Genomic DNA, 26,655 nt, shown 5'->3' on the forward strand with positions numbered 1-26,655 from the left:
CCTGTGAGGGTCACTTCTTCACGTTTTAAACTTTCTTGGAGGAGTAATCCCACTCAAGTTGTTTGTACAGAGGATGGTTTGCCCACCGTCCTCATTTCTATTGTTATCATAGCATAATAACGAAATACATGTAAGACACTTTGTAGTACAAACAAGCGCGGCCCCCGGAAACCCCGGAGGCCGCGCTACAATTGACTCAATAAGGATACTGGTGAAGGGAATTGAACCCCCGGCCTACGCATTTTTTAAACTTTAATATTTATTCATAAAATTCACGTTTCTTAAAGCAAGCACCCCACCTGAAGGTTCTTCTTAAACTGGCTCTGATTCGATTATTGAAATGGTTTTACTATCTATCTAAGCTTTATTCCATTTCAATTCAGTAACATATCCAGTGATACCTAAATCATTGAAATAAACTGCCCCCTTGAACATCAACTAATATTGGTGGTTCATCTAAAACAGAAATGCTATCTTCGGCAGGCTGATTTAGATCAAGGTAAATATCAACTTCCACTATTCCAATTAGATTAGTTTCATTCAAACGAAAAGCAAGAATTTGATTTCCATTTGAGAAAAGTATTATTGGAATAGTGGCAACCCCATTCGTGAACTCGATATCTACAAGAGTAGTACCTGTCATGGAAAAGTCGACACTCTCTATCTTCCCAGAACTACCTTCAGGTGAGAGTTGGTAACCAGATAACTCAATGTTGTATAAGCCAGAGAAATGAGTGTCAACATAGTTATCAGGCCCATAAACAGTTAAGGTCACAGTTGTCTCTTCACCAATACTAACTACTTTATTATTTATCTCTGCGTTCATTCGGATAGGCATGCTTTTCAAAGATAATTCAGGATATTTTACCCAGCCTGCACTCGACCACTCCGACCACAGGTGCTCATCATACACCCGAACTTGTACTTGGAATGCTTCCCCTGCAGCTAGTGGCTCTGTGACCGTCCAGGCATTGACGTTGCTAGTTACCGGTTGCTTCACCTCACCCGAATCTACCACGACCGCTCCACTCGCATCCAGCACTTGCACCTGGAATGCCGAGAAGTTCGTCAACGCCGCATCCTCTTGTGTCCAGCGAATTGATGGATTGCCGACATTGCTCTCCTCTGGTACGCTCTCACTTCCCAAGGGATACGTCAAAGTGACTTGGGGGGCCACGTTCATTTGTACCAATTCCGGGGTTTCATGAGCTACCGTGGTTCCATCCCCTAGTTGCCCGTAGTTGTTCTTACTCCCCCATGCATACACACTTCCATCCGCTTTTCCTGCTACCACATGGCCTGTACCAGACGCAATTCCTCCGATTCCACTCAGACCTGCTACTTCAACCGGTACCCCTCTCGTCCAAAAATTCCATACACTCCCATCTTCCTTAACTGCATAAAAACTACTCCCTCCCGCTATGCCTCGGACCTCACTTAAGCCACTAACAGGAGTGATGGTAGTTGAATTCCAAGAGACCACACTCCCATCCTTCTTCAGTCCTAGGTCATACTCAGGGTATGAATTGTTTGATACTGCAATACTTGCGATATCCGTTAATCCTGGAATTAGCCTTGCTTGAGTTAGAGGTTCTGTTCCTGAGCCCGGGAAGTATCCACTCTCTCCCCAACCATACACAGTACCATCTGCTCTTATTGCATAGACATATCGATTACCGGCAGCCAACTCACTAACCCCACTCACTCCAACAACACGCACCGGTCTACTTCGCGTGGTCTTACTACCGTCCCCCAGTTGCCCATAACTGCTACTGCCCCATGACCACACCGTACCATCGCTCTTCAGCGCATAACTACTGAAGCCATTCGCTGCAATCCTGACGACCCCGCTCAGATTCCTCACCTGTACGGGCTCCAAGATCAACGGGGCATTCGTGCCACTCACCCCTGTGCCCAGTTGGCCAAAACTGTTAGAGCCCCATGACCACACCGTACCATCGTTCTTCAGCGCCAGACTATGCTTCACACCTGTCGCAACAGAGAGAACCTCTGTCAGCCCAGAAACTTCTACTGCTGTGGTCTTTGAGGTTGTTGTCCCATCCCCCAACTGTCCACCATCGTTTAATCCCCAAGCTAACACCTTCCCATCAGCTTTTACCTGTAGCGTATGCTCTCTACTGGTTGATAGTGTTTGCTGTTTTACTTCTGTGCTACCCTTCACTTTGATCCAGCCTACACTCGACCACTCTGACCATAGATGCTCGTCATACACCCGAACTTGTACTTGGAACGCTTCCCCTGCAGCTAGTGGCTCTGTAACGGTCCAGGCATTGACGTTACTAGTTACCGGTTGCTTCACCTCACCCGAATCCACCACGACCGCTCCGCTCGCATCCAGCACTTGCACCTGGAATGCCGAGAAGTTCGTCAACGCCGCATCCTCTTGTGTCCAGCGAATTGATGGATTGCTGACATTGCTCTCCTCTGGTACGCTCTCACTTCCCAAGGGATACGTCAAAGTGACTTGGGGGGCCACGTTCATTTGTACCAATTCCGGGGTTTCATGAGCTACCGTGGTTCCATCCCCCAGTTGCCCGTAGTTGTTCTTACTCCCCCATGCATACACACTTCCATCCGCTTTTCCTGCTACCACATGGCCTGTACCAGACGCAATTCCTCCGATTCCACTCAGACCTGCTACTTCAACCGGTACCCCTCTCGTCCAAAAATTCCATACACTCCCATCTTCCTTAACTGCATAAAAACTACTCCCTCCCGCTATGCCTCGGACCTCACTTAAGCCACTAACAGGAGTGATGGTAGTTGAATTCCAAGAGACCACACTCCCATCCTTCTTCAGTCCTAGGTCATACTCAGGGTATGAATTGTTTGATACTGCAATACTTGCGATATCCGTTAATCCTGGAATTAGCCTTGCTTGAGTTAGAGGTTCTGTTCCTGAGCCCGGGAAGTATCCACTCTCTCCCCAACCATACACAGTACCATCTGCTCTTATTGCATAGACATATCGATTACCGGCAGCCAACTCACTAACCCCACTCACTCCAACAACACGCACCGGTCTACTTCGCGTGGTCTTACTACCGTCCCCCAGTTGCCCATAACTGCTACTGCCCCATGACCACACCGTACCATCGCTCTTCAGCGCATAACTACTGAAGCCATTCGCTGCAATCCTGACGACCCCGCTCAGATTCCTCACCTGTACGGGCTCCAAGATCAACGGGGCATTCGTGCCACTCACCCCTGTGCCCAGTTGGCCAAAACTGTTAGAGCCCCATGACCACACCGTACCATCGTTCTTCAGCGCCAGACTATGCTTCACACCTGTCGCAACAGAGAGAACCTCTGTCAGCCCAGAAACTTCTACTGCTGTGGTCTTTGAGGTTGTTGTCCCATCCCCCAACTGTCCACCATCGTTTAATCCCCAAGCTAACACCTTCCCATCAGCTTTTACCTGTAGCGTATGCTCTCTACTGGTTGATAGTGTTTGCTGTTTTACTTCTGTGCTACCCTTCACTTTGATCCAGCCTACACTCGACCACTCTGACCATAGATGCTCGTCATACACCCGAACTTGTACTTGGAACGCTTCCCCTGCAGCTAGTGGCTCTGTAACGGTCCAGGCATTGACGTTACTAGTTACCGGTTGCTTCACCTCACCCGAATCCACCACGACCGCTCCGCTCGCATCCAGCACTTGCACCTGGAATGCCGAGAAGTTCGTCAACGCCGCATCCTCTTGTGTCCAGCGAATTGATGGATTGCTGACATTGCTCTCCTCTGGTACGCTCTCACTTCCCAAGGGATACGTCAAAGTGACTTGGGGGGCCACGTTCATTTGTACCAATTCCGGGGTTTCATGAGCTACCGTGGTTCCATCCCCCAGTTGCCCGTAGTTGTTCTTACTCCCCCATGCATACACACTTCCATCCGCTTTTCCTGCTACCACATGGCCTGTACCAGACGCAATTCCTCCGATTCCACTCAGACCTGCTACTTCAACCGGTACCCCTCTCGTCCAAAAATTCCATACACTCCCATCTTCCTTAACTGCATAAAAACTACTCCCTCCCGCTATGCCTCGGACCTCACTTAAGCCACTAACAGGAGTGATGGTAGTTGAATTCCAAGAGACCACACTCCCATCCTTCTTCAGTCCTAGGTCATACTCAGGGTATGAATTGTTTGATACTGCAATACTTGCGATATCCGTTAATCCTGGAATTAGCCTTGCTTGAGTTAGAGGTTCTGTTCCTGAGCCCGGGAAGTATCCACTCTCTCCCCAACCATACACAGTACCATCTGCTCTTATTGCATAGACATATCGATTACCGGCAGCCAACTCACTAACCCCACTCACTCCAACAACACGCACCGGTCTACTTCGCGTGGTCTTACTACCGTCCCCCAGTTGCCCATAACTGCTACTGCCCCATGACCACACCGTACCATCGCTCTTCAGCGCATAACTACTGAAGCCATTCGCTGCAATCCTGACGACCCCGCTCAGATTCCTCACCTGTACGGGCTCCAAGATCAACGGGGCATTCGTGCCACTCACCCCTGTGCCCAGTTGGCCAAAACTGTTAGAGCCCCATGACCACACCGTACCATCGTTCTTCAGCGCCAGACTATGCTTCACACCTGTCGCAACAGAGAGAACCTCTGTCAGCCCAGAAACTTCTACTGCTGTGGTCTTTGAGGTTGTTGTCCCATCCCCCAACTGTCCACCATCGTTTAATCCCCAGGCTAACACCTTCCCATCGGCTTTTACCTGTAGCGTATGACCAGTTCCAATGCTTAACATGCTCTCAGGCGTCTTAACAACAAAGATTCCATCCAGTGACGAGTTAGTAGCCTCGTCTCTCGCCACTATGGTAAAAGTATACGATTTATTCGAAACCAAATTATTAAATGTAAAATTGGTATCAGTAGTGCTGCCAACAAATACCGAATCTTGATAAACATCATAACTAGTGACTCCTACATTATCAGTAGAAGGTTCCCAATATATTTTAATTTGATTATAATTATATGATAGAATTTTAAAACCATCAGGGGTTGAAGGCCTAGTTTTGTCAACTTTAGCATCCCCTACAACCTCTTCACTAAAATTAAATACGTTGTCTACTGCCCTTGCATAGACGTTGTACAAGCCCTCGGTATCAATGATAATAGGAGTGGTATAGTCCTTCCATTCCCCATCTTGGCCTATTTTATATTGATATTTTTGAAAACCACTATCTGCATCCTCTGAATCAGATAAAGTAATACTTACAAATTGATTTGTCCACTTTAACGGGACAATAGTCATCGTAGGATTGGTAGGATCTGTCGTATCCACTTTCACAGTTTCTGTAAGTATCTCAGAGTCATTTCGATTTTTATCTCTAACAAAAGATTCGAAATTATAGATACCAGTATCAGGCAAAGGTATAGGGTCGGTATATTCTTTGTACTCAGAGTCATTTAAATTATAAAAGGATTTATATACTCCAGACTCATTATCCTCTCCCAAGATATTGTAATACACATTCTTTCCGTACCACTCATTTACACCCTTTACTCCGTCAATCCTTGAAGTCACAGTCGGTATTGTTTCATCTAGGATGTCGTTTCTATCTAGTTCAACCGAAGGTAACAAGCTACGGTCTATAACTCCATCACCATTATCATCAATATTAAGAACAATTTGTCCATCTCTAATGGTTTGCGAAGTTAAAATTGTTTGAGGTGTTACATTAATAGCATCAAATCTGATCGTTTTGTCTTCTTCCTCATTTTCATTCATCCATGTCAAGGTATAGACTAAATAACCATAATCTGTTCCCTTTAAAGTTACTGTATAGTTATCTGATTCTAATGAAGCAAAGTTGTTTTCACCATCCATATAAAAACTACTATAAGGAATCTTTTCTTCAATATAGTTTTCACTTACTCCAGTATGGTTACCTCCCCTATCATTTATATGTAACTCAACTGGACCCTCACTTTGAAGAGATACGGAAGCAACCTTTACCGGATTTCTGGTAATTCCATTGGCAAGATTGTTTGGTGAACCATTAAGAATATTTAATACTTGAGCTTGTACACTTCGATTACTCGCTAAAGCCGTGTGCTCCGATTTGACATAATACGTTTTTTTAGAATCTAATTTCCCTCCAAGAGTGGCACTAATTCTAGGGACTGTACCATCACCTTTAATATGTGACAAATCTTCAATAGTATATAGTTTATAATGTAGCGTTATTTTACCTAATGTATCAATCCCATCTCCGACTATGTAGTATGAATCTACTGAATTAAGACTATTTAGTATATTTAAATTATTATGAAAATTTTCCGATTGATCAATCATATTATCATTTGACCAGCTAGTGTTCTTTAGAATTTTTTTTGTATCGGTATAATTTAAAACTTCCGTTTTCGTATTACCAAACCAAGCATTTGGAAACTGTGTATAAGTTTTTCTATTAACATATGTTGTATTATTGTAATTAAAATAATTTTGTGATGGTAATAGTTGATATGCAGAGTATATATTTTTCATAGAATCTTTAAATGCTTCACTCGTTATAGGGGCCTTAACTACCCCAAATTTTTGATCTTTAGCTACATAACCAGTTGTGAATAAATATAACGCAACCGGAGCTCCTAAGTAAGGAGTTCCCATTGTAACTAACTTGTCTATGGTTTTCCCATTTCCCTCTTTTAAATATTGTGTAGCAATTAATCCCCCCATACTATGGGCAACTACATAAATTTTACTACTGGAATGTTTAATTCTTACTTCCTTATCAATAATATCCTTTAAGCCTTTGGTATTCTTTACAATATCTAATCTCCAATCATATCCATAGTTAATAAATTTGAAATTTTTCTCTTTAAAATATGTTTCAAAGCTTTTGTAGTATTCTGGCATTGGTTCCCCATAAGTCAGATTCTCTACACTATCCCCATCTTTATCCATAGCAAGCTTCTTTATATATTGATTAGCTAATGCTGCATCTGGAATAGTCTCGGGCGGCGTCCAAATTTTTTGGTTTCCAGAGTATAACTCAGTTCCCATAATTCCAGGAATAAATATTATCCTATGTTGGTATACATTAACTGAAACACTAGCCGAATATAAATGTCCATTATTAATATCTGTTGGTGTTATCACAAACCTATATGTTCCATCCTCACTATACTGGTTTGATTTAAATTCGAAGATGTCACTTGAATTTGGAGTATACCTACTACTATATGATTTATAAAAACTCCCATTCCGATAAACATCAATACTAGCACTATGAGGCCCATCATCAAAATAATAGTAGATAATTATGTTATTTCCAAATTCGATATCATTTTTTTCAGCATATGCATGTGTACTCTGAATACTTATCTGATCTGATTTTACATTTTCAGAATTATTAATATTATAATTATCAGCAAAGGTGACATTTGTAAAAATGGCTGATTGTAAAAAAATTAGACTGAACACCAAACTTAGTATCCTCTTTACACCAATTCTCTTCATGTTGCCTCCTCTATTTCATGTAATTTATACCAATATTTTCGCATTCATCAAACGGATAACAGAATTCAATTTCTCCAAGTTTAGTGAATTGAAATTTAACTATTCTCTCCTCTTTACGATTATAAAAAGACAAGGTCAAGTCTCTACTATATGGTTTAAGAATGATTTTATTAATTTCTTCTTTTTGCAAGTCCCCTGTCGTTGTTCTAATCAGGGCTACAACTATCTCCTTCCTTTCCTTTGTCAAATTTTTACTTTTCTCTGTATGGATTTTATAAGGAATATTTGTTTTCTCTATTACATCAGCTACTTCTTTAATTAATTGTTTCTGTACTTGGTTTGAAGGAGTTTGAAAGTAATATGTAATTTCAATTCCATAATTTTGAATCTGAGGGCCATTCGCAAAAATAATGATATATAGGACAAAATTTACAACTAAAAAATTACGAGATATTTTCTTTCTCAATATAAAAAGCAAAATAATATAAAACATTAAAATAACCAAACTGATTAATAAATAGAACACTGAAGCCTTTTTTGTGCTATTCCAACCAAACACTCCAACAAAGGCCAAGAAATTAACAATAGCTATTAAAAATGTTCCTAGTAATAAAAAAAATTTTTTTATCATGCCCACTCACCTCAGAATTTATTAGTTTTTTTATACTCCCTCCCTAATTAAGAAACAACTAAAATAGAACTCACTTTAGCCCTAGTATAATAGACACAGAAAGTCGAATGCTGTCGTTTGGTGGAACTATAACTAGAACAATTGGGAATAGTGACAGAAAACAAAAAAATGAAACTTCAGGCCTTAGTAGAATTGGCCCTTCTAATACAAACAAACGCGGCCCCCGGAAACCCCGGAGGCCGCGCTACACTTGACTTAATAAGGATGCTGGTGAAGGGAATTGAACCCCCGGCCTACGCATTACGAGTGCGTTGCTCTACCCCTGAGCTACACCAGCAAGTCATTTTTGCGAACAGGAATTATTATAACTCGTTTTGTGAATATTGCAAGCCTAATTTAATGGGTATGGCTTGGTACAGCAACAAGCGTCTGGCTTACCCAGGAGAGCTACAGCTTCTCCCGCACCGAACGCAGCTTCTGCTCTGATGAGCTTGCCTTGTCGCGGCGGTCGTCAATTTTGACAGAGGTGGATACCCGGCCTGCCCCGGAATGGAATGGTGCTTCATGAATGGCCCGAATGGCGGCGAACACCTCATCCAGTGGCCCTTCAATAATGGTGCTCATTGAGGTTAACGTATACGAAATCCCCGCCTGCTTCTCTAAAACATGCTGCAACTCGGCTACATAACTACTAAGACTCGTACTCCCCGTCCCGATGGGAATAACAGTTACTTCAGCAATCGCCATCCGTACCCTCTCCTTTTGGCTTCTTTACTATACCCATTTTAGCAATCCTCCCACCATAATTCCAGGCTCTATGATGATAGCGCTTCAGCCTTGCTACTATGCCCATCCCACACTCAACAGATTCTTAAGACCTACATTTAGAACCAAGGTCCTGGTCAAAGAAAATTCACAACTTTCGCCTCCTCCCCACTGACCGCATCAGTATTGGGATTGGCGATTTTCATGACTTTTTCGTGCATTTTCACATCCTTAAATCTCGTTTACAAACACAACATCTTGGGCTATTCTAAAAACATCGCAACAAAATATAGTATACATACAAGCCTTACGGCACATATATGGATATTTCTCGCAGCACACAAAGGCATATCAACTTAACCCGTTGAGATGCCTTTTCATAAGAGGTAGTTCAAAGAGTCGTCTTTCCAGAACGAAGCAATTTCTGCTATCTCAAGAACTAAAAACTCAGTTAACAGGGAGGAGAAGCGTGCTATGGCTTTATTGAATCAGACCTATACGAGCCAGGACATCATGCTGGACGAAGTCATTGAACTAGGTGAGGAAATCATTCAAAGCCGGAACCTGGAGGTTCTGCGCGAGAATGCCAATTTGAATGGAGAAAGCTTCTCCGGCAAAATGAGCAAGCTCGGCAGTGAATATGCCAAGTGGTATGCTAACCATTTTGTGATGCCAGGCCGCGTGGTACAAGCCATTCAGGACAATATCGTCTATGTCCACGATCTCGACCAATATGCCATAGGCACGACAAACTGTATCTTTATTCCGTTTGATAAGCTCCTTCGCGAGGGCTTCAACACGGGCAACGGCAGTGTTCGTCCACCAACCTCCATAATGACGGCGATGGCGCTGGTCGCAATTATTTTCCAGTCCCAGCAAAATTCACAGTACGGCGGTGTGTCGGCCAACAAGCTGGATTATGATCTGGCTCCTTACGTCGCCAAATCCTTCAGCAAATATTTCCGTAAAGGTCTGGAGTATTTCGAGGAAAACCTCGCAGATGCTGACTTGGGCGAGATTACGATGAGCCGCTTGGACCTGCAAGAACAGTTGCCTAGAACGTTTAAATATGCCCTGAAGGAAACGGAAATTGAAACGCTGCAAGCGGCGGAAAGTCTGGTGCATAACCTGAACACGATGTCGAGCCGGGCTGGAGGACAGATTCCTTTTACCAGCATTAACTATGGGACCTGCACGTCACCAGAAGGTCAGCTCGTCATTCGTTCCCTGCTGGACGCTACGATTCGTGGCTTGGGTAGCGGAGAGACGCCAATTTTCCCGATTCAAATCTTCAAATGCAAACAGGGCGTTAATCAAAATCCGGGTGAGCCCAACTACGCCTTGTTCCTTAAAGCCGCAGAATGCTCAGCCAAGCGTTTGTATCCGAACTTCGCCAATCTGGATGCTCCGCTCAATCTCATGTATTACGATCCGGCCAACCCGGACACGGAATTTGCCACGATGGGCTGCCGCACGCGGGTGCTGGCGGACCGATTTGGACGGAACCATTTGTCCGGCAAGGGGAACCTCTCCTTTAACACCCTGAATCTGGTCAAGCTGGGGCTGGAGCATGGTATCGCTTTAGGCAAACGCAAAACGGCAGACGAACGCGGCTTTTACCGCGAACTGACCCACTATATGGACATCGCCTTGGAAGGACTGCTGCATCGCTTCCAGATTCAAGCCTCCCAGAAGGCCAAGGCTTCTGACTTTATGATGCGGGAAGGCGTATGGGAAGGCGGCGAACAACTCGGTTCTGAAGATACGGTAGGCGAGTTGCTCAAGCATGGCAGCCTGTCCATCGGGTTCATCGGCTTGGCCGAATGCATGAAGGCTATGTATGGCAAGCATCATGGGGAAGATGAAGAAGTCTACCAGAAAGCCTATGATATCATCGCTTATATGCGCCGTTATTGCGATGAGCAAGGCGAACGCCACAATTTAAACATTACGTTATTTGCTACGCCCGCTGAAGGGCTGTCCGGTAAATTTACCAAACGCGATCATGCGGTATACGGTACGGTTCCCGGTGTGGTAGATCGCGAGTATTACACGAACTCGTTCCACATTCCGGTATACTACAACCTGAGCGCGGCCCGGAAGATCGAGCTGGAAGCCAAATTCCATGATCTGTGCAACGCCGGTGCGATCTCTTATATTGAACTGAACGGCAATGCCCGGAGCAATCCGGCTGCCTTCCTCAAGATTATTCAATATGCGCTCGAGCAGCAGGTTAGCTATTTTAGCATCAATCACCCGATCGATCGTTGCTCAGCATGCGGCTACGAAGGCATTATCGGGGCGAACTGTCCATCCTGCGCAGCTCATGAGAATGACGTCCATATTCGCCGTCTACGCCGGGTAACGGGCTACTTGACCGGGGATTTCCAGACACGGTTCAATGCAGCCAAGCAAGCGGAGGTTCGGGACCGCGTGAAGCACGACGCATGAACATTTGTGGATATTACCCGGAATCAATTAATGAAGGTGAAGGCTTAAGGGCTGCTATCTTCATCAGCGGCTGTCGCCACTACTGCAAGGGTTGTTTTAGCCCCAAGACATGGAATTTTGATTATGGCGAGCCGTTTACACCGGAGCGAGAAGCAGAAATTATCGACGACATCAAGCACAATCCCTTGCTGAGTGGTCTATCGATCCTGGGGGGCGATCCTTTCTTCTCCTCTGCCGAGGTGAGTGGATTTATCGATCGACTGGTCGCGGCAACCGGACCCATTTCTATATGGATTTATACTGGTTATACGTATGAGGAATTGCTAGCGCGTCCTGACTCTGATGAATATGAGCTACTACGACGCTGCGAGGTACTGGTGGATGGACGGTTTGAGGAAGCGAAACGTGACCCTTCTCTACTCTATTGTGGCAGCTCCAATCAGCGATTGATTGATATTCAGCAAAGTCTGCGTCATGGGCAGGTTGTTTTATGGGAGTCTATCCTTTCATTTTAAGTTGCAAAAGCCTGCATCCAATCGGATGCAGGCTTTTTTGTGGGCATATCCCCAATCTAGGAGAGCGATGCAGCGAAAGCTGCCTTAACTTCTGCAAAACTCCCCATCCGCTTCTCGCCAATCCAGGACAATTCGGCCAAGGCCATGAGTGGCTCCAGAATACCAGTGCTAACCTCTTCCTGGGTCTGGGCCTCCGGCTTATCGCTCCAGATGGCAAAGGAGCAGCCTTTAAGCTGGGGAGGATACGGAGCCAAAACCTCCTGCTTCTCCGTCTCGTTCACTCTTGGGAATAAGCCAGGATGCCAGGCATCGTAAATTTTATCACCTGTTGGATATTTGTAGCCTGCATTTTCCCCAAGCACGTAATAAAAATAAGCATCGTTGAAGTTGATCAGCTCATGCCCCTGGTCCATGATCGTTTGTACGGAAGCCATATTTTGATGCCACTTGGTCCAGTAAGTAATCTGAATCGAGGTTTTCAGCTCTACCCGTTGCGTCTGATTGGCCCGGTACAATCCATCATTCCAGGCCCGCACAACAAACCCTCTGCCCTCCAGAATGTCGGCCACTTCATTAATGTAGTGAAGGTAGGCATCGATTCCCGTTCCACCCTTTACACCCAATGTCTCTCTCGCATAATCCGCCAACTGAGGATATTGATCAAAATGCTCAAAATCAATAAATTCATCACCGCCGATGTGGAAGAAGGGACTGTCTTTAAACAATTCCGCATATTCCTCCAGCAGATCGAACACAAACGCTTTGGCCTGCGGGTTGGTAATATCCAGGGCGCCTTTGGCCGCCTGTCCCTCACGATTATGCAGCAGCCACTCCTGATGCAGCCGGAGTGCATGGCCTAAATGGCCTGGCGAATCAAACGAAGGGATAATCGTCACTTGATACGCAGCCGCTTCCTTCAACAATTCAGCCAGTTCATCCTGCGTTATATACTCCTCAGACATCACCTCGGGGTGACGTTTACTCTCCAGTCGGAAGCCTTCATTTTCAGAAAAGTGAAGCTGCAGCATATTTAAGCGAAGTCTGGACATTTCTCTGATGCGTGCCTTGATCCAATCAGCAGAAAAGAACTTGCGTCCCATATCCAGATGGAGTGCCCGCTCCTGCATCACCGGATAGTCGGTCACGGTTCCAAAGGCAAGGCGCTTGTCTTCCGCAGCCTGAACCAACAGTGCTCGCAGTGCATAAAGTACCGCACGTTCACTAGCAGCACGAAGATGAATATAGGGTCCGATCTCCAGGGTGTAGCTCTCCTGCTTGTCTGAATCGGTAGATCTATCTAGTTCAATATAGATATCTCCTGTCCCCGCTTCAGCCGCGGTTCCCTGAACCACCGGCAATCCAGCAGAAGGCAAGATGCCATCCGATATTTCAACTTGAACCAAATCAACAATCTGCTGCAAGGTGCTTTCTGCTGTATAAGAGGCAGGATCAATCACTAATCTGGACTGGGAATTCAATTTCCAAGCCTGCTCAGCATGAGTCCAGCCGGACTTAACACTGGTCATCACATAGTTATTTTTCGTTGTCATGGTCAATAATAATCCCCTTTGCGTAATAATCCATTCCGTATCTATTGTTAGTATACGCTATTGGCTTATTCAAACAACATGGATCATATAATCATCTCTATACATAGGTGTTCAGCATGTGGTCCCGATATTCGCTAGGCGTCTTGCCCGTGTGCTTCTTAAATAAGCGGCTAAAATACTTCACATCCTCATACCCCGTCATGGCCGCCACCTCACTAACTTTGGCCGGGGACACAGAGAGCAGTTCCATAGCCCGGCGCATACGTGTACCCGTGACATAATCGCCAAAGGTACTTCCTGTCTCCTTCTTGAACAATTCGCTAAGATGTCCCGGATGCAGATGAACATAGTTTGCCGTTTGCTGCAAGCTAAGCTCTTGGGGGGGACAGGACTCAATAAAGGCCTTGGCGCGCTGCACATGAGAGGTCTGCCCCTCTGCCAGCTTAGTATGGTACAGACTCATGATGCCATGCAGGTGACGGAACAGGATATCCCGTTGCTTCAGGCCCTCCGTAGGCTCCAGCAGGCAAGGCTCATAGCGGGCCTCATCCTCCCGGCCGATGGCCCGAAGCGTACGCTCCAGCCAGCGATGGGCTGCAACGGCTGCCGATTGCAGGCACGCCTTGAACGATAATGGCGTACATTCCGGATCAGCAATCAATGTTTCTGCCAAGATGCGGGTCCAGCTTTTTAAGCCCACTGCATCTTGCTCCAGCAAGATCCTCCCCAGCCCATTCTCCTCTTCTTGCGACAATACCGTTCTTCCACCTTGCCGCCTAGCTACCTCGCTGTAATCGATCAGATGCCCTCCTGTCAGCAAAGTATGGTAGGTGAGCGCGGTCCGAGCCGTAGCATAAGCTTGATGAACCTGCTGGTAGTCGTTAACCCAAGTCCCCTTGGCCGCATGCAGTTGGCATTTCAGCAGGGCTTCAATCCGCTCTATTATTCCTTCGTACCGGCCCTCCAGAGATACCCTCCTGACACAGACATTAATCCCTTCATGAATAAATATTTCCGTATGCGGCAACAGTTCTACCAGCATATTATGTACGGCAAAGCTGAGCAGCGAAGCCGCTTTCCCTTCCGCTCCCCAGCCCTCGGCTGCAACCAGGAGTACCTGCCATAAGCCCTCACCCTGGCCAAATCCCTCTTCACTCAAAATTGAGGCTGCCACCTTGGCCTCCCCGCCGATGACCCAGCGCTGTAATTGCCGGACCCGATCCTCCCGAGCCAGCCGCTGCGCATGGGATTCCTTCAACCGTCGCTCCATTAGCCGTTGCTTCGCCTGCAACACCGTCTTAATGATCTCTTCGGGCTTGCTTGTTTTGAGCAAATAATCCCCTACGCCTTGACGAATGGCTTGCTGGGTATAGTCAAAATCCCCATATCCCGACAGAATGATAACCTCCAGCCCGGGAAGCAGCCGGGAAGCCTCCTCAGCCAGTTCAAGTCCACTCTTACCATTCATTCGAATATCGGTCATGAGAATATCCGGACGTTCCTCTTCCAGACGCTCTAGTGCTTCTTCTGCAGAAGCGGCCGGGTGTAGCAGATGGAGGCCAAGCTCGCTCCAGGAAATGACACTGGCTAACCCGGTACGGATGATGACTTCATCATCAACGATCAGTATGTTCATGAGGAACCTCCTCCATAAGCGGAATCGAAAACGATACCTGCGTGCCTTCACCTTCCCGGCTCTCCACTTGCAACAAAGCCGCCTTGCCATAATGCAGCAGCAGCCGTTCGTTCACATTACCCAGTCCATAGCTGTCCCCTATTTGTGCTGATCGGTCTTGCTTGGAGAGCGGAGCTGCCAAGGCTTGGCGAACCTCTTGCAAGCGCTCGGGAGACATGCCAATTCCATCATCCAGCACCATTACCTTCATGGAGTGGCCCTCATGTTGCAGCAAAATCGTAATCGTTCCCAACCCTTCTCGCTTCTGAATGCCGTGAATCATTGCATTTTCCACCAGGGGCTGTAATAGCAGCTTGAGCATCCATTTATTCTGCAAATGCTCATCGACCATGTAATCTACGATAAATTTGTCTGGATACCGAATCGATTGGACACGCACGTAGTTATGAATATGCGCCAGTTCCTGCTCCACCGGACAATATTCCCGCCCTTGATTCAAGCTAATCCGCAAAAAATCACTTAACCCCTCGACCATCTCGGCTATCCTTCGTTCCCCCGACATTAAGGCGATCCAATGTACAGAGGACAAGGTATTGTATAAAAAGTGCGGGTTAATCTGTGCCTGGAGGGCGCGCAAATCTGCTTCCTTCTTGCGAACTTCGCCCTGGATCACTTCCCGCTTCAAGCGCTCGATGTGAGCACCCAACATATTATAGCTGCGGCCAAGACGGCCGATTTCATCATCTGCTTCGGCCGGGAAGCGTGGCAGAGGCCGCTCCGGATCGATACGCGAGAGATGCCGGGTCAATACACGCAGCGGCAGCGTAATTCGCCGCACGATGAACCAGATCAGCAGCACGCTGAGTGCCACGGACAAGCCTACGACAGCCGCAGTCAGAGTCAGCATATAACGGTTTTCAGCGCGATACTGATCGTACGGCACACTCCCTGTCAACACCCAGCCGGTGAGCGGCTGCCGGCGGTATAGCACCGTCGATTTCCCCTCCCCTTCCCCGTAGATCACACTTCCACTTCGATAGGCAGCTTCTTCCGGCCCCGCTGCACGGCTGGTAATTAGCTGCAAGAGCCCTGGTCTATAGGCCTCCAGCGGCTGACCCAGCCGATCTGAATCACTGGCAGAGAGGATTGCCCCGTCCTTCCCGATCAGTTCTACCTGTCCAGCCGCCTGCCCAAGCTCCGGTGCCTTCCAGTTGCGGGACAACTCTCGTTCATCCAGACTGATGGCCAGCCACCCCAAATGGCGGAAATCATGAACACTGCGGATAGGACGAAACAGGGTTATTACTTGCCGTGGCCCGGCGTAGTCGTGAACCTCATAGACACCGGACCACACTTTAACCCCACCGGCAAAGGCTTGTTCCGCCTCCTTAGGCAACCCACTTTCATACCAGAAAGCCGTAGACAGTCCAGCCTGGAATTGTCCTGGGTAAATGGCAATATTGGCAATGTACGGCTTGGAAGCCGCCAAATTGGTCATTCGTCCTACGAGCGCGATACGCTCACTTTCCTCATCCTCAGTTTCGCTAAGATACGCCTGCAAATCGCGTTCACCAATCAGGAAGATGGAGATCGTCTCGATATCCTCCAGCATGAACCGCACATTGGCATCCATTTGCTTCAGCATGTCGCTCCCCGTCAGCTTGGTCTTCTCCTCGGATATGCGGGAGGAGATCAGGAAGGCAAATAACCCGAGAGCCAGCATAGGGACGATCATCGAGCCTGCCACAACAACCGACAGCTTCCGCTGTAAGGATGAAGTCATCCAACCGCGCATGGCCATGCCCCTCCCTTTGGTTTCTGTAAGTTGTGCTTCTGATTTATGCAAAGAAGCCTTCCTTATCCTTTCACCGCGCCAGCGGTCATTCCCTTCATCATCTGCTCCTGAAATACCAAATACAGGGCAATCGTTGGAATCACGGATAGCGTCATCGCAGCCAAGGTCAAGCCGTAATCCGTCTGATAGCCATCGGCAAAATTGGCGATGGCCAGTGGCAGCGTCTTAAGCGCTGTTTTATTGATAAATACCAAAGCAAAGGAAAAATCGTTCCAGGAATGCAGAAAGCTAAGAATGGTCACGGTGGCCAGCGCCGGGATAGACATAGGCAACATGATGCGGAAGAACAAGCCCCATAACCCTGTCCCATCAATAAACGCCGCTTCCTCCAGATCGCGTGGCACGCTGGTCAAATAGGCCGTCAATACGAAGACCGCAGTAGGCAAGGCAAAGGCGGTATAAGGCAAAATGAGTGCCCAATACGTATTAAGCAGCGACATCTGCTTCATTAGAATGAATAAGGGAACCAGCGTGCTGTGAATCGGAATCAACATCCCCACGACGAAGAAGGCCAGCACTCCACCTTTCCAGCGGAATTGAAACCGGGCCAGAATGAAGGATGTCAGCGCGGCGATGAACAAGGTTAATACCAGCGCCCCCAAGGCTACGATCAATGAGTTCCCAAACGCCGTACCCAGGCGAGAGCTGTCCCAAGCCCGAATAAAGTTCTCGCTTTGCCACACTTGAGGTAGCCCAAAGGGACGTACATAGAAATCTTCGTTGGTTTTAAAAGCACTTAGCACCAGCCACAAAAACGGATATAAAGTCACGATGCCATAGCACGTCAGCAGGGTCCAAAATATCGCATTTCTCGTTTTCCGCCATATCGGATTTCCCGCTTGAGCGGAGGGTCCTGCCTTGCCCATGAACATCGGTGTTGTCGAACTCATGATAACCTCCCCTTTCCCCTTAGTCACGTGCTCTCCTGCGGTTGGTCAGCCACTGGCTGGTGCCGATCAGCAGCAGACTAATCAGCATAATGCTGGTTGAAATAGCGCTCCCGAAGCCATAACGATACGTCGCAAACGTCGAGTTATACATGTATGTGGCTAGCAGCTCAGTGGCATGAGCCGGCCCGCCCTTGGTCATGATATAGACCAGATCAAAGGATTTGAGGCTCCCCGAAATACAAAGAATAACCGCCACCTGCACGGTATTCTTGATCATCGGTAGCGAGATAGAGAGCAGCTTACGCACACCGGAGACGCCATCGATCTTAGCAGCATCGTGAATTTCACCAGGAATATTTTGCAGGGCAGACATAAAAATGATCAGGTATAGGCCCACATAACTCCAAATGAGCGGCGGAATTAAGGAATAAATGGCGATATGACCGTCGGACAGCCATTGCAGCTTCCAATCCCCCAGCTTGAGCGCATCCAGCAAAAAGTTCAGAATGCCGATCTGCGGGTGATAAATATACTGCCAAATCATACCGATGACGACTGTCGAGAGCACCATGGGCAGAAAAATCGCCGAACGCAGGAAGCGTTGCAAGAAATTATTTTTATGCAGTAGCACCGCCAACGCCAAGGCCAGCGGAATCTGCCCAAATACCGAGGCCAGCACGAAGATAACATTGTTCTTAAGTGCACGCCCGAACACGGGGTCCCTCAAAATTTCTGCATAATTGCCTAGTCCGATATATTTGGCCTCGCCCATACCGGACCAACTGAAGAAGCCATAATAAGCCGACCAGACGACGGGTACAAATACGAACAAGGAGTAGATCACAACGGCGGGCAATAGCCCGGTGATAATAAACCGCTTGCTGCGCAGTGCATGCATCCTCTTTTCACATCCTTTTAACCGAGAGTCCCTGCTTCAACAAGGCTTCATATAGAAAGCCCCCTCCTTATTAGGGCGAGTTCAACCCATTGTCGGGAGAGGGCCTGAGCTTAATTCTCTACTGCCGTAGCCTGAGCACTTTGAATTTTCGCTGCAATATCCTCGGCATTTCCGCCCATCAGCAGCTCTTGCAGGCCATTATTGACCACTTCCACCGTGGCTGAGCCGAGCTTGGAATCATATACCGGTACAATCTTCACATTCTGAATTAATTCATACAGCTCGACAAACAGTGGATGAGCCTTGCTCTTATCCAACTCGATGTTATAGCTAACCAGGGTACTGCTCTCCAGCGTCGCCTTTTGTCCATCCGGGCCAGCCAGCGCATAGAACAGCTTCATCGCTGCTTCCTTCTGACTGCCGCTTAGCTTCTTGCTTACGCCAAGACCCGTTCCGACCACTCCGGAGGTGGTATCCGGTGCCCCTTTACCGCCAGGGATGGCGGGCACAATGGTAATATGCGTATTATCCAGCACCTCAGGTGGTGCGTTGTTGACCAGATTCGCCAATGCCCAGCCGCCATTGATAACCATCGCTGCGTTACCTTGGAAGTAAAGCTGCATCATCTGCGTCTCATCCAGGCTATTGAAGCCCTCCTGGAAGGCACCAAGCTCACCCAGCTCCTGGAACATCTTCAGCGCTTCGATGAACTCAGGATCTGTGAACTTCGCTCCTTCCTGCTCGACGGCCTTCAGGAACCAATCTGTACCCGTGATTCTATCCGCCACGGTACTGAAGAACGTCGACTGTGCCACCCAGTTCGTTTTATTGCCCAGCGCGATCGGAATGACGCCGTTCTCCTTGAACGTTTGCACCGCTGTCTGTAATTCCTCCCACGTTTCAGGCACCTTTACATCATGTTGTTTGAACAGGGCATCGTTATAAAATACAAAGGAGCTAGGCGCCAGATTCATCGGTACGGAGTACACCTTGCCATCCACCGTGAAGCCGTCCAGCGCATTGGGAATAAAGTTATCCCGCCATTCAGGATTCGCATTCAATTCCTCATCAATAGGTTGCAGCAGATTACCCTTCACGAATTCCTTAGTCATCGCATCCGGGAACATGACGAACAGCTCTGGCATTTCATCTGCGGCAGCCACCGTCCGCAAGCGCGTTCTAAGACCATCGGTTGGCAGACCTTCATCGATTACTTCAATCTCCGGATGATCGGCACGGAAGTCCTCAATAATCTTACGCATCGCCACCGCCTTGGCATCCTGCCCCGTCCAGTTATGCCAAATGGAAATGCTAACCTTCTCTCCTTCTCCTCCACTGCCGGAGCCCTCATTCCCCCCACCACAACCGGAGAGCAATAACACCATCATGGCAGCACTGCATATCATAGCTATCCATTTTGTCTTCAAGAACGTTTCCCCCTTACTTTAAATTAATTACATTCTAATGGAAGCGTTATCAATAGGTAAGGTGACGATTTGCGGGCATAGGGGTGAAAAATATCGGATTGCTCTAAGGCGGGAGAAGCAAAAAAGAAGGCTACCCGGTGTGGACAGGTAACCTTCCAGAGCAATATGCTATCGGTTCTTCTCTTTCTCCTCACGTGCCTTGGCATCGCGTTCCATAGCTTCTTTTACAAAATCCCGTTTAGGAATTTTTTCATTAATGGCGAATAGGAAGAAGAGTATGATGATCTGAAGAATCAGAATGAGGATTAGCAGTTATATCACCCCGTTCATATTATTAAGAAAGACCCATGCTCTGCTATATTCCAGCAGCGATCAATCAGCTTAAAGAAGTCAATGCCACACGCTTCTTTAGAATCATTAGAGGTATATCCGTTTATTTCTGTTTTATCATACTTCACTTTAATCTGACATTCCCCTGTATACCCCACGCTCTTTTGATTAGTCAATTTCATCTTAGGGGCAAGTAGAGCATAGAACTGCTCTTCCTCTAGCCATTGTATAATATCGTTGATCTCCCATGCTGTCAGTTGTTTCTCGTAGACATCGTAGCTGGCGTAGCAGTCAACTTCATGGTAGTAGCGCTTTAAGAAGCCGATGTATTCCGATTCCTCATACAAATCAGTAATCGGGTCCTTGCTGTATATGACAACCAGGTTATAGCCAATTTCGTTACGCACCAGTCTGATACACCAACCATGATTTTTGGAATACCGATTTAAATAAAAGAGTTCAAAATCATTTTGGTCCCGGTAGTTATGATAATGTTTATACACATGCTGTTGTTCCGGGCCTGTCTTAGTCGGAATACGAACTTTCCTTCTCTGCTCCCTGATGATCTTCTGAGCTATTTTCTCATACTGAGCTGACAAATTTTGAATGGCCTCGAGGTTGAGCTTCTCATATGTCTTGAGCTGCGTATAGGTCTGTTCCGAGATGATATGCCGGGAAAAGGCCTGCTCCAACAATTGCATAAACTCTGTTGTATCAATTAGGCGATACGTATTTTCATTATAGGCTACAAAAGATTGCTCCATATACCTGGAATGTTCGGTCATATATTGGTTCGTGATTAAGTCTATGCCTACAGAATAAACAAATTCAAAGTCCTTCTTATCAGCCACAAATAGCTCGGCATAATAGACATTTCCAGCTTTCGTGTGATCTCTCATCTTCCCCACCCCGCTCATCCTAACCAGCTTTGGGTTTTATTTTAACTCAAAGTGATATCTACTTTAAACAGGTCACCCTCCACATGAACATCAAACTTCCCTCCATGAAGCTCTACAATGGATTTGGCAATCGCCAGACCCAGCCCCGAGCCCTCAGTATGGCGCGACGAGTCTCCCCGTTTGAACCTTTCCAGAAGCTCATCCATATCTCCGCTAAGTTCATATTTAGTTACGTTCTTAAAGGAGATCATTGCCTGATTACCAAGCTCTTGTACAGAGATATAGACGCGCGAGTGTTCAAGTGAATATTTCAGGACATTTCCAATGAGATTATCGAATACACGCCACAGCTTTTGACCATCCACTGAAGCATACACCGGCCCAGAACCGTTCAAGAATCTGAAGTGCAGGCTGGATTCAGCAATACTATCACTGTATTCTGCCAATGCCTGCTGGAGTAGCTGAATCAAATCAACCTTTTCCTTCACCACCTCCACATTTCCACTAGCCATTTTGGAGATTTCAAATAAATCATTAATCAGCACCTTGAGCCGCTGGGATTTCTGATCAATGATATTTACGTAAGCTTGCCGTTCGTCACGGGTTACGTCTTCCTTTTTCAGCAACTCCGTATAGGTAATAATAGAGGTTAACGGTGTCCGCAAGTCATGACTTACATTCGTGATGAGCTCCGTCTTTAATCGTTCACTCTTGGCCTGCTCATTCTGCCAGGTCTTGGCGGCTTGAGTTAACAGATTCATATTTCCAGCCATGACAGCCAGTACAGATTTACCCTTCACCGGAAGGTCTTGACGGATATCCCCTCTGGTCAGTTCTTCGGTCTTGATCACAATCTGGTTAAAATAGCCGATCTGCTTAATTGAGAGCCAAGCCATTGGAATGGCTGCCGCAAGCCAGAGAGCATACAAGAAGATCATTAAGGGATAAAATACGATGATTACCGTCAACGCTCCCCAAGTGAATACCATAAGCATAAGCGACACAGATTGCATGCCCACACTCTTTTTAAGAAAGGCGTTGGTAAAACCTGTTTTGACTTGACGAGACCCTAACTTCATTCGTTGGGCAGTACGGTACAGCAGGCTCCTCTCCCACTCTTGCCGAAGAAGCTGCCCGTTCGTCACAGCGTCCACTATATATTTTCCCTGAATAAAAGTAACCAGCACCAGCAGCGAGGCCAGCAGCCAGCCTGTCAGCATATCAACAAAGAATGTCCACAAACCTGCAAAATAGCTGTGATACAAGTACTCAAAGGTTCCTTTCATAAAAAACAGCAGGCTGACAGCACCGATACTGGTCAAGATTAACAACATGATCCGCAGATCTACAGGCAGCTTATTATAATACATCGCCCATTTGTTCCCTGACCAAAGAAGGAGCACTTTCTTATTGAGCTTGAGACCACAAATTAGGAGAGCAGCCATAGCCGCAAACACATAAGACCAGACAATGATTTGCCCTTGCCTGTACCTGTTGTACTCAACCATCAGGTCACTGCCTGGAGCTAAGTCTGAGGATACAGCGATCTCCCCTTGAAACGGGATGTGCTTCTCTTTCAGCTCCCCATGGGCAGTGTTAAAAGTCATGAGGTATACGTCATTGGGAACATAGTAGCGTGTCCGATAATGCAAGCTCTGGGAATTCATCTCTATTTCGGCTGCTCTCGCATCAACACTGCTCATATTTGTGTAAAATTTATCGGAAACGCTGCTTGTAAAATAATATTGAAACTGGTCATGAAACTTGGCATATTGGCTTCTGAAGATTTCTCTCTCTTGAAAGTATTCCTCCAGTTGCCGTTCCTTTTCGCGCAGCAGCTCAACCCGAGCAAAAGCCTCCATTTCAGCATCAGGATAAGCCCTCGCTTCTTCATGACCAGCCGGCGGTGCATCACTGATATAAAATTGATAATCGCCCGCCAAGGAGTCGGATTGAACCGTAATACCTCCTTGACTCATCCAGTAGTCAACGATCTCACCTTCCGTAACCGTCAATTGCTGCTTGGCTTCCTCAAGGGGCAGATCATTAAGCACGAACATGTTCAAGTAGCTAGCAAATTCATCTAGTTGCCCTTGAAAGGCCGGCGTATGAAAATAATTTCGTTGCGCATAATTACCGCCTAAGGAAAAAGTAATTACGATTCCGCTCAAACCAAAGGTGAGCAGGATTGCCCAAAAACCCACTATGTATTTATTTTTCCATTTTGTAGCCAATACCCCACACCACCTTTAAATACTTTGGATTTTTCGGATCAATTTCGATTTTTTCTCTTATTTTCCGAATATGAACCGCGACTGTATTTTCTGCGTTAAAGCAAGGCTCTCTCCATACCCGCTCATAAATCTCATGGATCGAAAATACACGCCCCGCATTTGTCATTAGCAACTCGACAATTTTATACTCGATCGGCGTAAGCTTGACCGCTTGCTCAAAGACCTTGACCTCCTTGGAGGCTGTATCCAGGATCAGGCCCTTTAGATCAATAAGGGAGGATATTTCCGCATAAGCCCCCAGGTTTACATATCTTCTTAGCTGTGACTTCACTCGGGCCACTAGCTCCATCGGATGAAATGGCTTGGTCACATAATCGTCGGCTCCTATATGAAGACCTAATATCTTATCGCTGTCCTCACTTTTAGCGCTTAGCATCAGGATAGGAATATTCTTCTCCTCACGAATTTTTGACGTTGCAGCAATTCCATCAAGCCCCGGCATCATAATATCCATAATGATAAGATGAACCTGCTGGCTGGATAGGACCGCTAGCGCTTCTATGCCATTCGTTGCCTTATGTACCGTAAGTCCTTCATTCTTGAGGTAAATTTCGATGCCATCCCGAATTTCCTTATCATCATCGACAACCAGCACAGCGTAATTGCTCATGCTCTCCCTACTTTCCCTATTAATCTGCTCTCATCATTGTATAGTAAAGGGAAAATCTTAACATTCATGAAGGAACTTTCTGAAGAAATTCTTAATTTTACCTCGTACACAGACTTTTAGAACATCCTCTATTACATAAAAAAAGCATCCTCCCCACTAAAAGGGAAGGATGCTCATCCTTGTATAACTATGTCCATTAGCCAATCCTGGTTTATCCCTGTACTTCCTTCACAATTTCACGAATGGCTTCAACCAGCGGAGTTGCAGGACGACCAAGCAACGTCTCCAGATCATCGCTGGCTATATCCAAGCCTCCCTCGCGAATACCGCTTTGGATTGCAACGAGGAAAGGAACGACCGGCTCCGGTACTCCCGCTCCGCGCATAGCCTCAGCATAACCTGCATCGTCCACATGCTGAATGGGAACCTCGCGCCCCAGCGCTTCACCCATGCTCTTGGCCAGATCATCATGGGTAAGCAGCTTACCCGAGAGCTCATAAATTTTGTTCTCATGACCTGTGCCAGCAAGCACCACAGCAGCAGCCCCGGCATAATCTCCACGCGTAGCCCAGCCTACCTTGCCACTACCGGCTGAGGTAATAACAGGAGCTCCGGCAAGAACGCCCTGGATCGTGCCTGTTTCATTTTCAATATACCAGTTGTTGCGCAGGAATGCGTAAGGAATGCCTGTCTTCAGGATGGCTTCCTCAGTGGCCTTATGCACGGGTGCCAAGGCTAGTTGGCTATCGGCTGCGTTCACCACGCTGGTGTAGGCAATGAACTGTACCCCTGCCCGTTTCGCAGCTTCAACGGCTGCCCCATGCTGACGCACCCGAGTGTCGTTATCCCCTTGCGTGGATACGATCAGCAGACGGTCAATGCCTGCAAAGGCCTTATCCAGCGAAGCCGGTTCATCAAAGTCCCCGTACCTCACCTCCACACCAAGCGCGCTCAGCGCAGAAGCCTTCTCAGGCTGACGTACACTAACCACGACTTCCCCTGCCGGAACCAAGCCTAACAACGCATCTACTACCTTGGAACCTAATTGCCCCGTTGCGCCCGTTACTAATATTTTCATCCTGAATTCCTCCCTTATCGTTAAATTCCTGATCAAGAATTTTTTAACCTGTAACCATTATAGTTTCAGGTTGGTGATAAGTCAAACAGCATTACTACTCCTGCAAAAACTATATAGTTGAACTAAAGGAGAGGCAGCGCTTGTACGAACATTATCTCGTCTGCTTCCTCGCCTAAATCATTTGTTCAACTTACATAGCTTCTACTCCAGATCAGAACAAAAACGAATACCTCTAACGGGAAATCCTCATGCTAATTCGCCTGTATTTCCCCAAATATCACATATAGCAGGAAATCCTCATGTTAATTTTGTGGTTTTACCCCAAAATCGACCATTTCACAATAATTAGCATGAGAAAATCCCTATAAACCCCCAATTTCGGCTGATATGCTCCATTTAGCGGGAGTTTTTCCCTATAATAAAAAATCCTCGAATAGAGCCTTCTTGGGAACCAGTGGTATTCAGCTAATTCTTGGGATACGTGCAATTCCCCTCATAAGTCTTACTAACGGTCAACGTCAACCGCTAATCTTTAAATTGAGCTTCTATTCCTCCTTGAACAGCTCTTCCAGCATCCCCGCCCGATGGTTGACGAATTCCTTCATAATGACAAAATGGTCCGTCGCCTCCAGCACCGTTTGTTCAATCCCGGCAGGGGTTAATTGGTACATCAAGCTGTCTGGATAAGCCATCAAAATAGGTGAGTGCGTTGAAATGATAAACTGCGAATGACGCCCCACCAATTGATGAATTCGGGATAACATCGCCATCTGGCGATAGGGAGACAAGGCGGCTTCAGGCTCATCCAGAATGTATAGGCCACGCCCGCCGAAGCGGTTCATAAAGGTAGCAAAAAAGGACTCTCCATGCGACATCATGTGCAAGGATTTCCCTCCGTACGAGTCCTTAATGGCTCTCCCAGCCATCGGCTGTCGGTCCAGTTCATCGATGGCCGTCGCCAGATTATAGTAACTTTCTGCCCGGAAGAAGAAGCCATCCCTCGGCCTCACCGCCCCACGAACCATCCGAAGATAGCGGTACAACTCGGAATGCGTCTCCGCTGTAGCAAAGTTTAAATTGAGTGTTCCTCCCTCTGCATTAAAACCAAGCGCAATCGCGATGGCCTCCAGCAGGGTCGACTTCCCCATCCCATTTTCTCCAACAATATAAGTGACCTTGGGATGGAACTCCAGGCGTTCCAGTGAAGTCACGGCCGGAAGGTTGAAAGGATAGGCCCCAAAGCCGGGAACCTCTCCTCGCAGCAGCAGCATGGACCGCAGATAAGCATGCATATTCATGCCATGGTTCCCTCCATT

16 protein-coding genes and 1 tRNA gene are annotated in these 26,655 nt (G+C 46.9%); 2 read left to right on the plus strand and 15 right to left on the minus strand.

The window, feature by feature from the left end:
* Positions 1-406: 406 nt before the first annotated feature.
* From AC1VOR_RS13615 to AC1VOR_RS13630, 4 genes are all read right to left on the minus strand, one after another.
* Positions 407-7,510, minus strand: a complete 7,104-nt coding sequence (locus AC1VOR_RS13615; protein WP_482618501.1) for an RCC1 domain-containing protein — start codon at positions 7,508-7,510, stop codon at positions 407-409.
* Positions 7,511-7,520: 10 nt separating this feature from the next.
* A complete protein-coding gene (locus AC1VOR_RS13620; RefSeq protein ID WP_482618502.1) occupies positions 7,521-8,141 on the minus strand; it encodes a hypothetical protein in 621 nt (206 codons plus the stop codon).
* 265 nt (positions 8,142-8,406) lie between these two features.
* Positions 8,407-8,478, minus strand: a tRNA-Thr gene (locus AC1VOR_RS13625).
* Between the two features lie 110 nt (positions 8,479-8,588).
* Positions 8,589-8,888: an MTH1187 family thiamine-binding protein gene (locus AC1VOR_RS13630; RefSeq protein WP_482618503.1), complete on the minus strand. Its 300-nt coding sequence runs from the start codon at positions 8,886-8,888 to the stop codon at positions 8,589-8,591.
* Between the two features lie 492 nt (positions 8,889-9,380).
* On the opposite strand from AC1VOR_RS13630, the gene AC1VOR_RS13635 reads away from it, so the two are divergent.
* Positions 9,381-11,357 (plus strand): anaerobic ribonucleoside triphosphate reductase, encoded by a 1,977-nt coding sequence (locus tag AC1VOR_RS13635; RefSeq protein ID WP_482618504.1) that lies wholly within the window; start codon positions 9,381-9,383, stop codon positions 11,355-11,357.
* A complete protein-coding gene (nrdG, locus tag AC1VOR_RS13640) occupies positions 11,354-11,872 on the plus strand; it encodes an anaerobic ribonucleoside-triphosphate reductase activating protein (protein WP_482618505.1) in 519 nt (172 codons plus the stop codon). Before AC1VOR_RS13635 ends, nrdG begins: the two co-directional genes overlap by 4 nt.
* 56 nt (positions 11,873-11,928) lie before the next feature.
* Here nrdG and AC1VOR_RS13645 read toward each other — a convergent pair whose 3' ends face one another.
* From AC1VOR_RS13645 to AC1VOR_RS13695, 11 genes are all read right to left on the minus strand, one after another.
* Entirely contained in the window at positions 11,929-13,422 is a 1,494-nt protein-coding gene (locus tag AC1VOR_RS13645; protein ID WP_482618506.1) for a family 20 glycosylhydrolase, read from the minus strand.
* Positions 13,423-13,519: 97 nt separating this feature from the next.
* Entirely contained in the window at positions 13,520-15,058 is a 1,539-nt protein-coding gene (locus tag AC1VOR_RS13650) for a response regulator transcription factor (protein ID WP_482618507.1), read from the minus strand.
* The gene (locus tag AC1VOR_RS13655) at positions 15,039-16,853 is read right to left on the minus strand and encodes a histidine kinase (RefSeq protein WP_482618508.1); all 1,815 of its coding nucleotides are present in this window, start codon (positions 16,851-16,853) and stop codon (positions 15,039-15,041) included. The genes AC1VOR_RS13650 and AC1VOR_RS13655 overlap by 20 nt, the downstream gene beginning before the upstream one ends.
* Before the next feature lie 62 nt (positions 16,854-16,915).
* Positions 16,916-17,779, minus strand: coding sequence for a carbohydrate ABC transporter permease (locus tag AC1VOR_RS13660; protein ID WP_482618569.1), 864 nt, complete (start codon positions 17,777-17,779; stop codon positions 16,916-16,918).
* A gap of 43 nt (positions 17,780-17,822) precedes the next feature.
* Complete coding sequence (locus AC1VOR_RS13665) at positions 17,823-18,701, minus strand: carbohydrate ABC transporter permease (protein WP_482618509.1); 879 nt, start codon at positions 18,699-18,701, stop codon at positions 17,823-17,825.
* A 110-nt stretch (positions 18,702-18,811) separates the two neighbouring features.
* The gene (locus AC1VOR_RS13670) at positions 18,812-20,107 is read right to left on the minus strand and encodes an extracellular solute-binding protein (protein ID WP_482618570.1); all 1,296 of its coding nucleotides are present in this window, start codon (positions 20,105-20,107) and stop codon (positions 18,812-18,814) included.
* Between the two features lie 347 nt (positions 20,108-20,454).
* The gene (locus AC1VOR_RS13675; RefSeq protein WP_482618510.1) at positions 20,455-21,357 is read right to left on the minus strand and encodes a hypothetical protein; all 903 of its coding nucleotides are present in this window, start codon (positions 21,355-21,357) and stop codon (positions 20,455-20,457) included.
* Between the two features lie 41 nt (positions 21,358-21,398).
* On the minus strand, positions 21,399-23,591 hold the full coding sequence (locus AC1VOR_RS13680; protein WP_482618511.1) for a sensor histidine kinase: 2,193 nt from the start codon (positions 23,589-23,591) through the stop codon (positions 21,399-21,401).
* Positions 23,569-24,261 (minus strand): response regulator transcription factor, encoded by a 693-nt coding sequence (locus AC1VOR_RS13685; protein ID WP_482618512.1) that lies wholly within the window; start codon positions 24,259-24,261, stop codon positions 23,569-23,571. Before AC1VOR_RS13685 ends, AC1VOR_RS13680 begins: the two co-directional genes overlap by 23 nt.
* A 211-nt stretch (positions 24,262-24,472) precedes the next feature.
* Positions 24,473-25,339, minus strand: a complete 867-nt coding sequence (locus AC1VOR_RS13690; protein ID WP_482618513.1) for an SDR family oxidoreductase — start codon at positions 25,337-25,339, stop codon at positions 24,473-24,475.
* A 545-nt stretch (positions 25,340-25,884) separates the two neighbouring features.
* On the minus strand, positions 25,885-26,637 hold the full coding sequence (locus AC1VOR_RS13695) for an AAA family ATPase (protein ID WP_482618514.1): 753 nt from the start codon (positions 26,635-26,637) through the stop codon (positions 25,885-25,887).
* Between the last annotated feature and the right edge of the window lie 18 nt (positions 26,638-26,655).

It is taken from the genome of Paenibacillus sp. 1SOY10, from assembly GCF_056836745.1.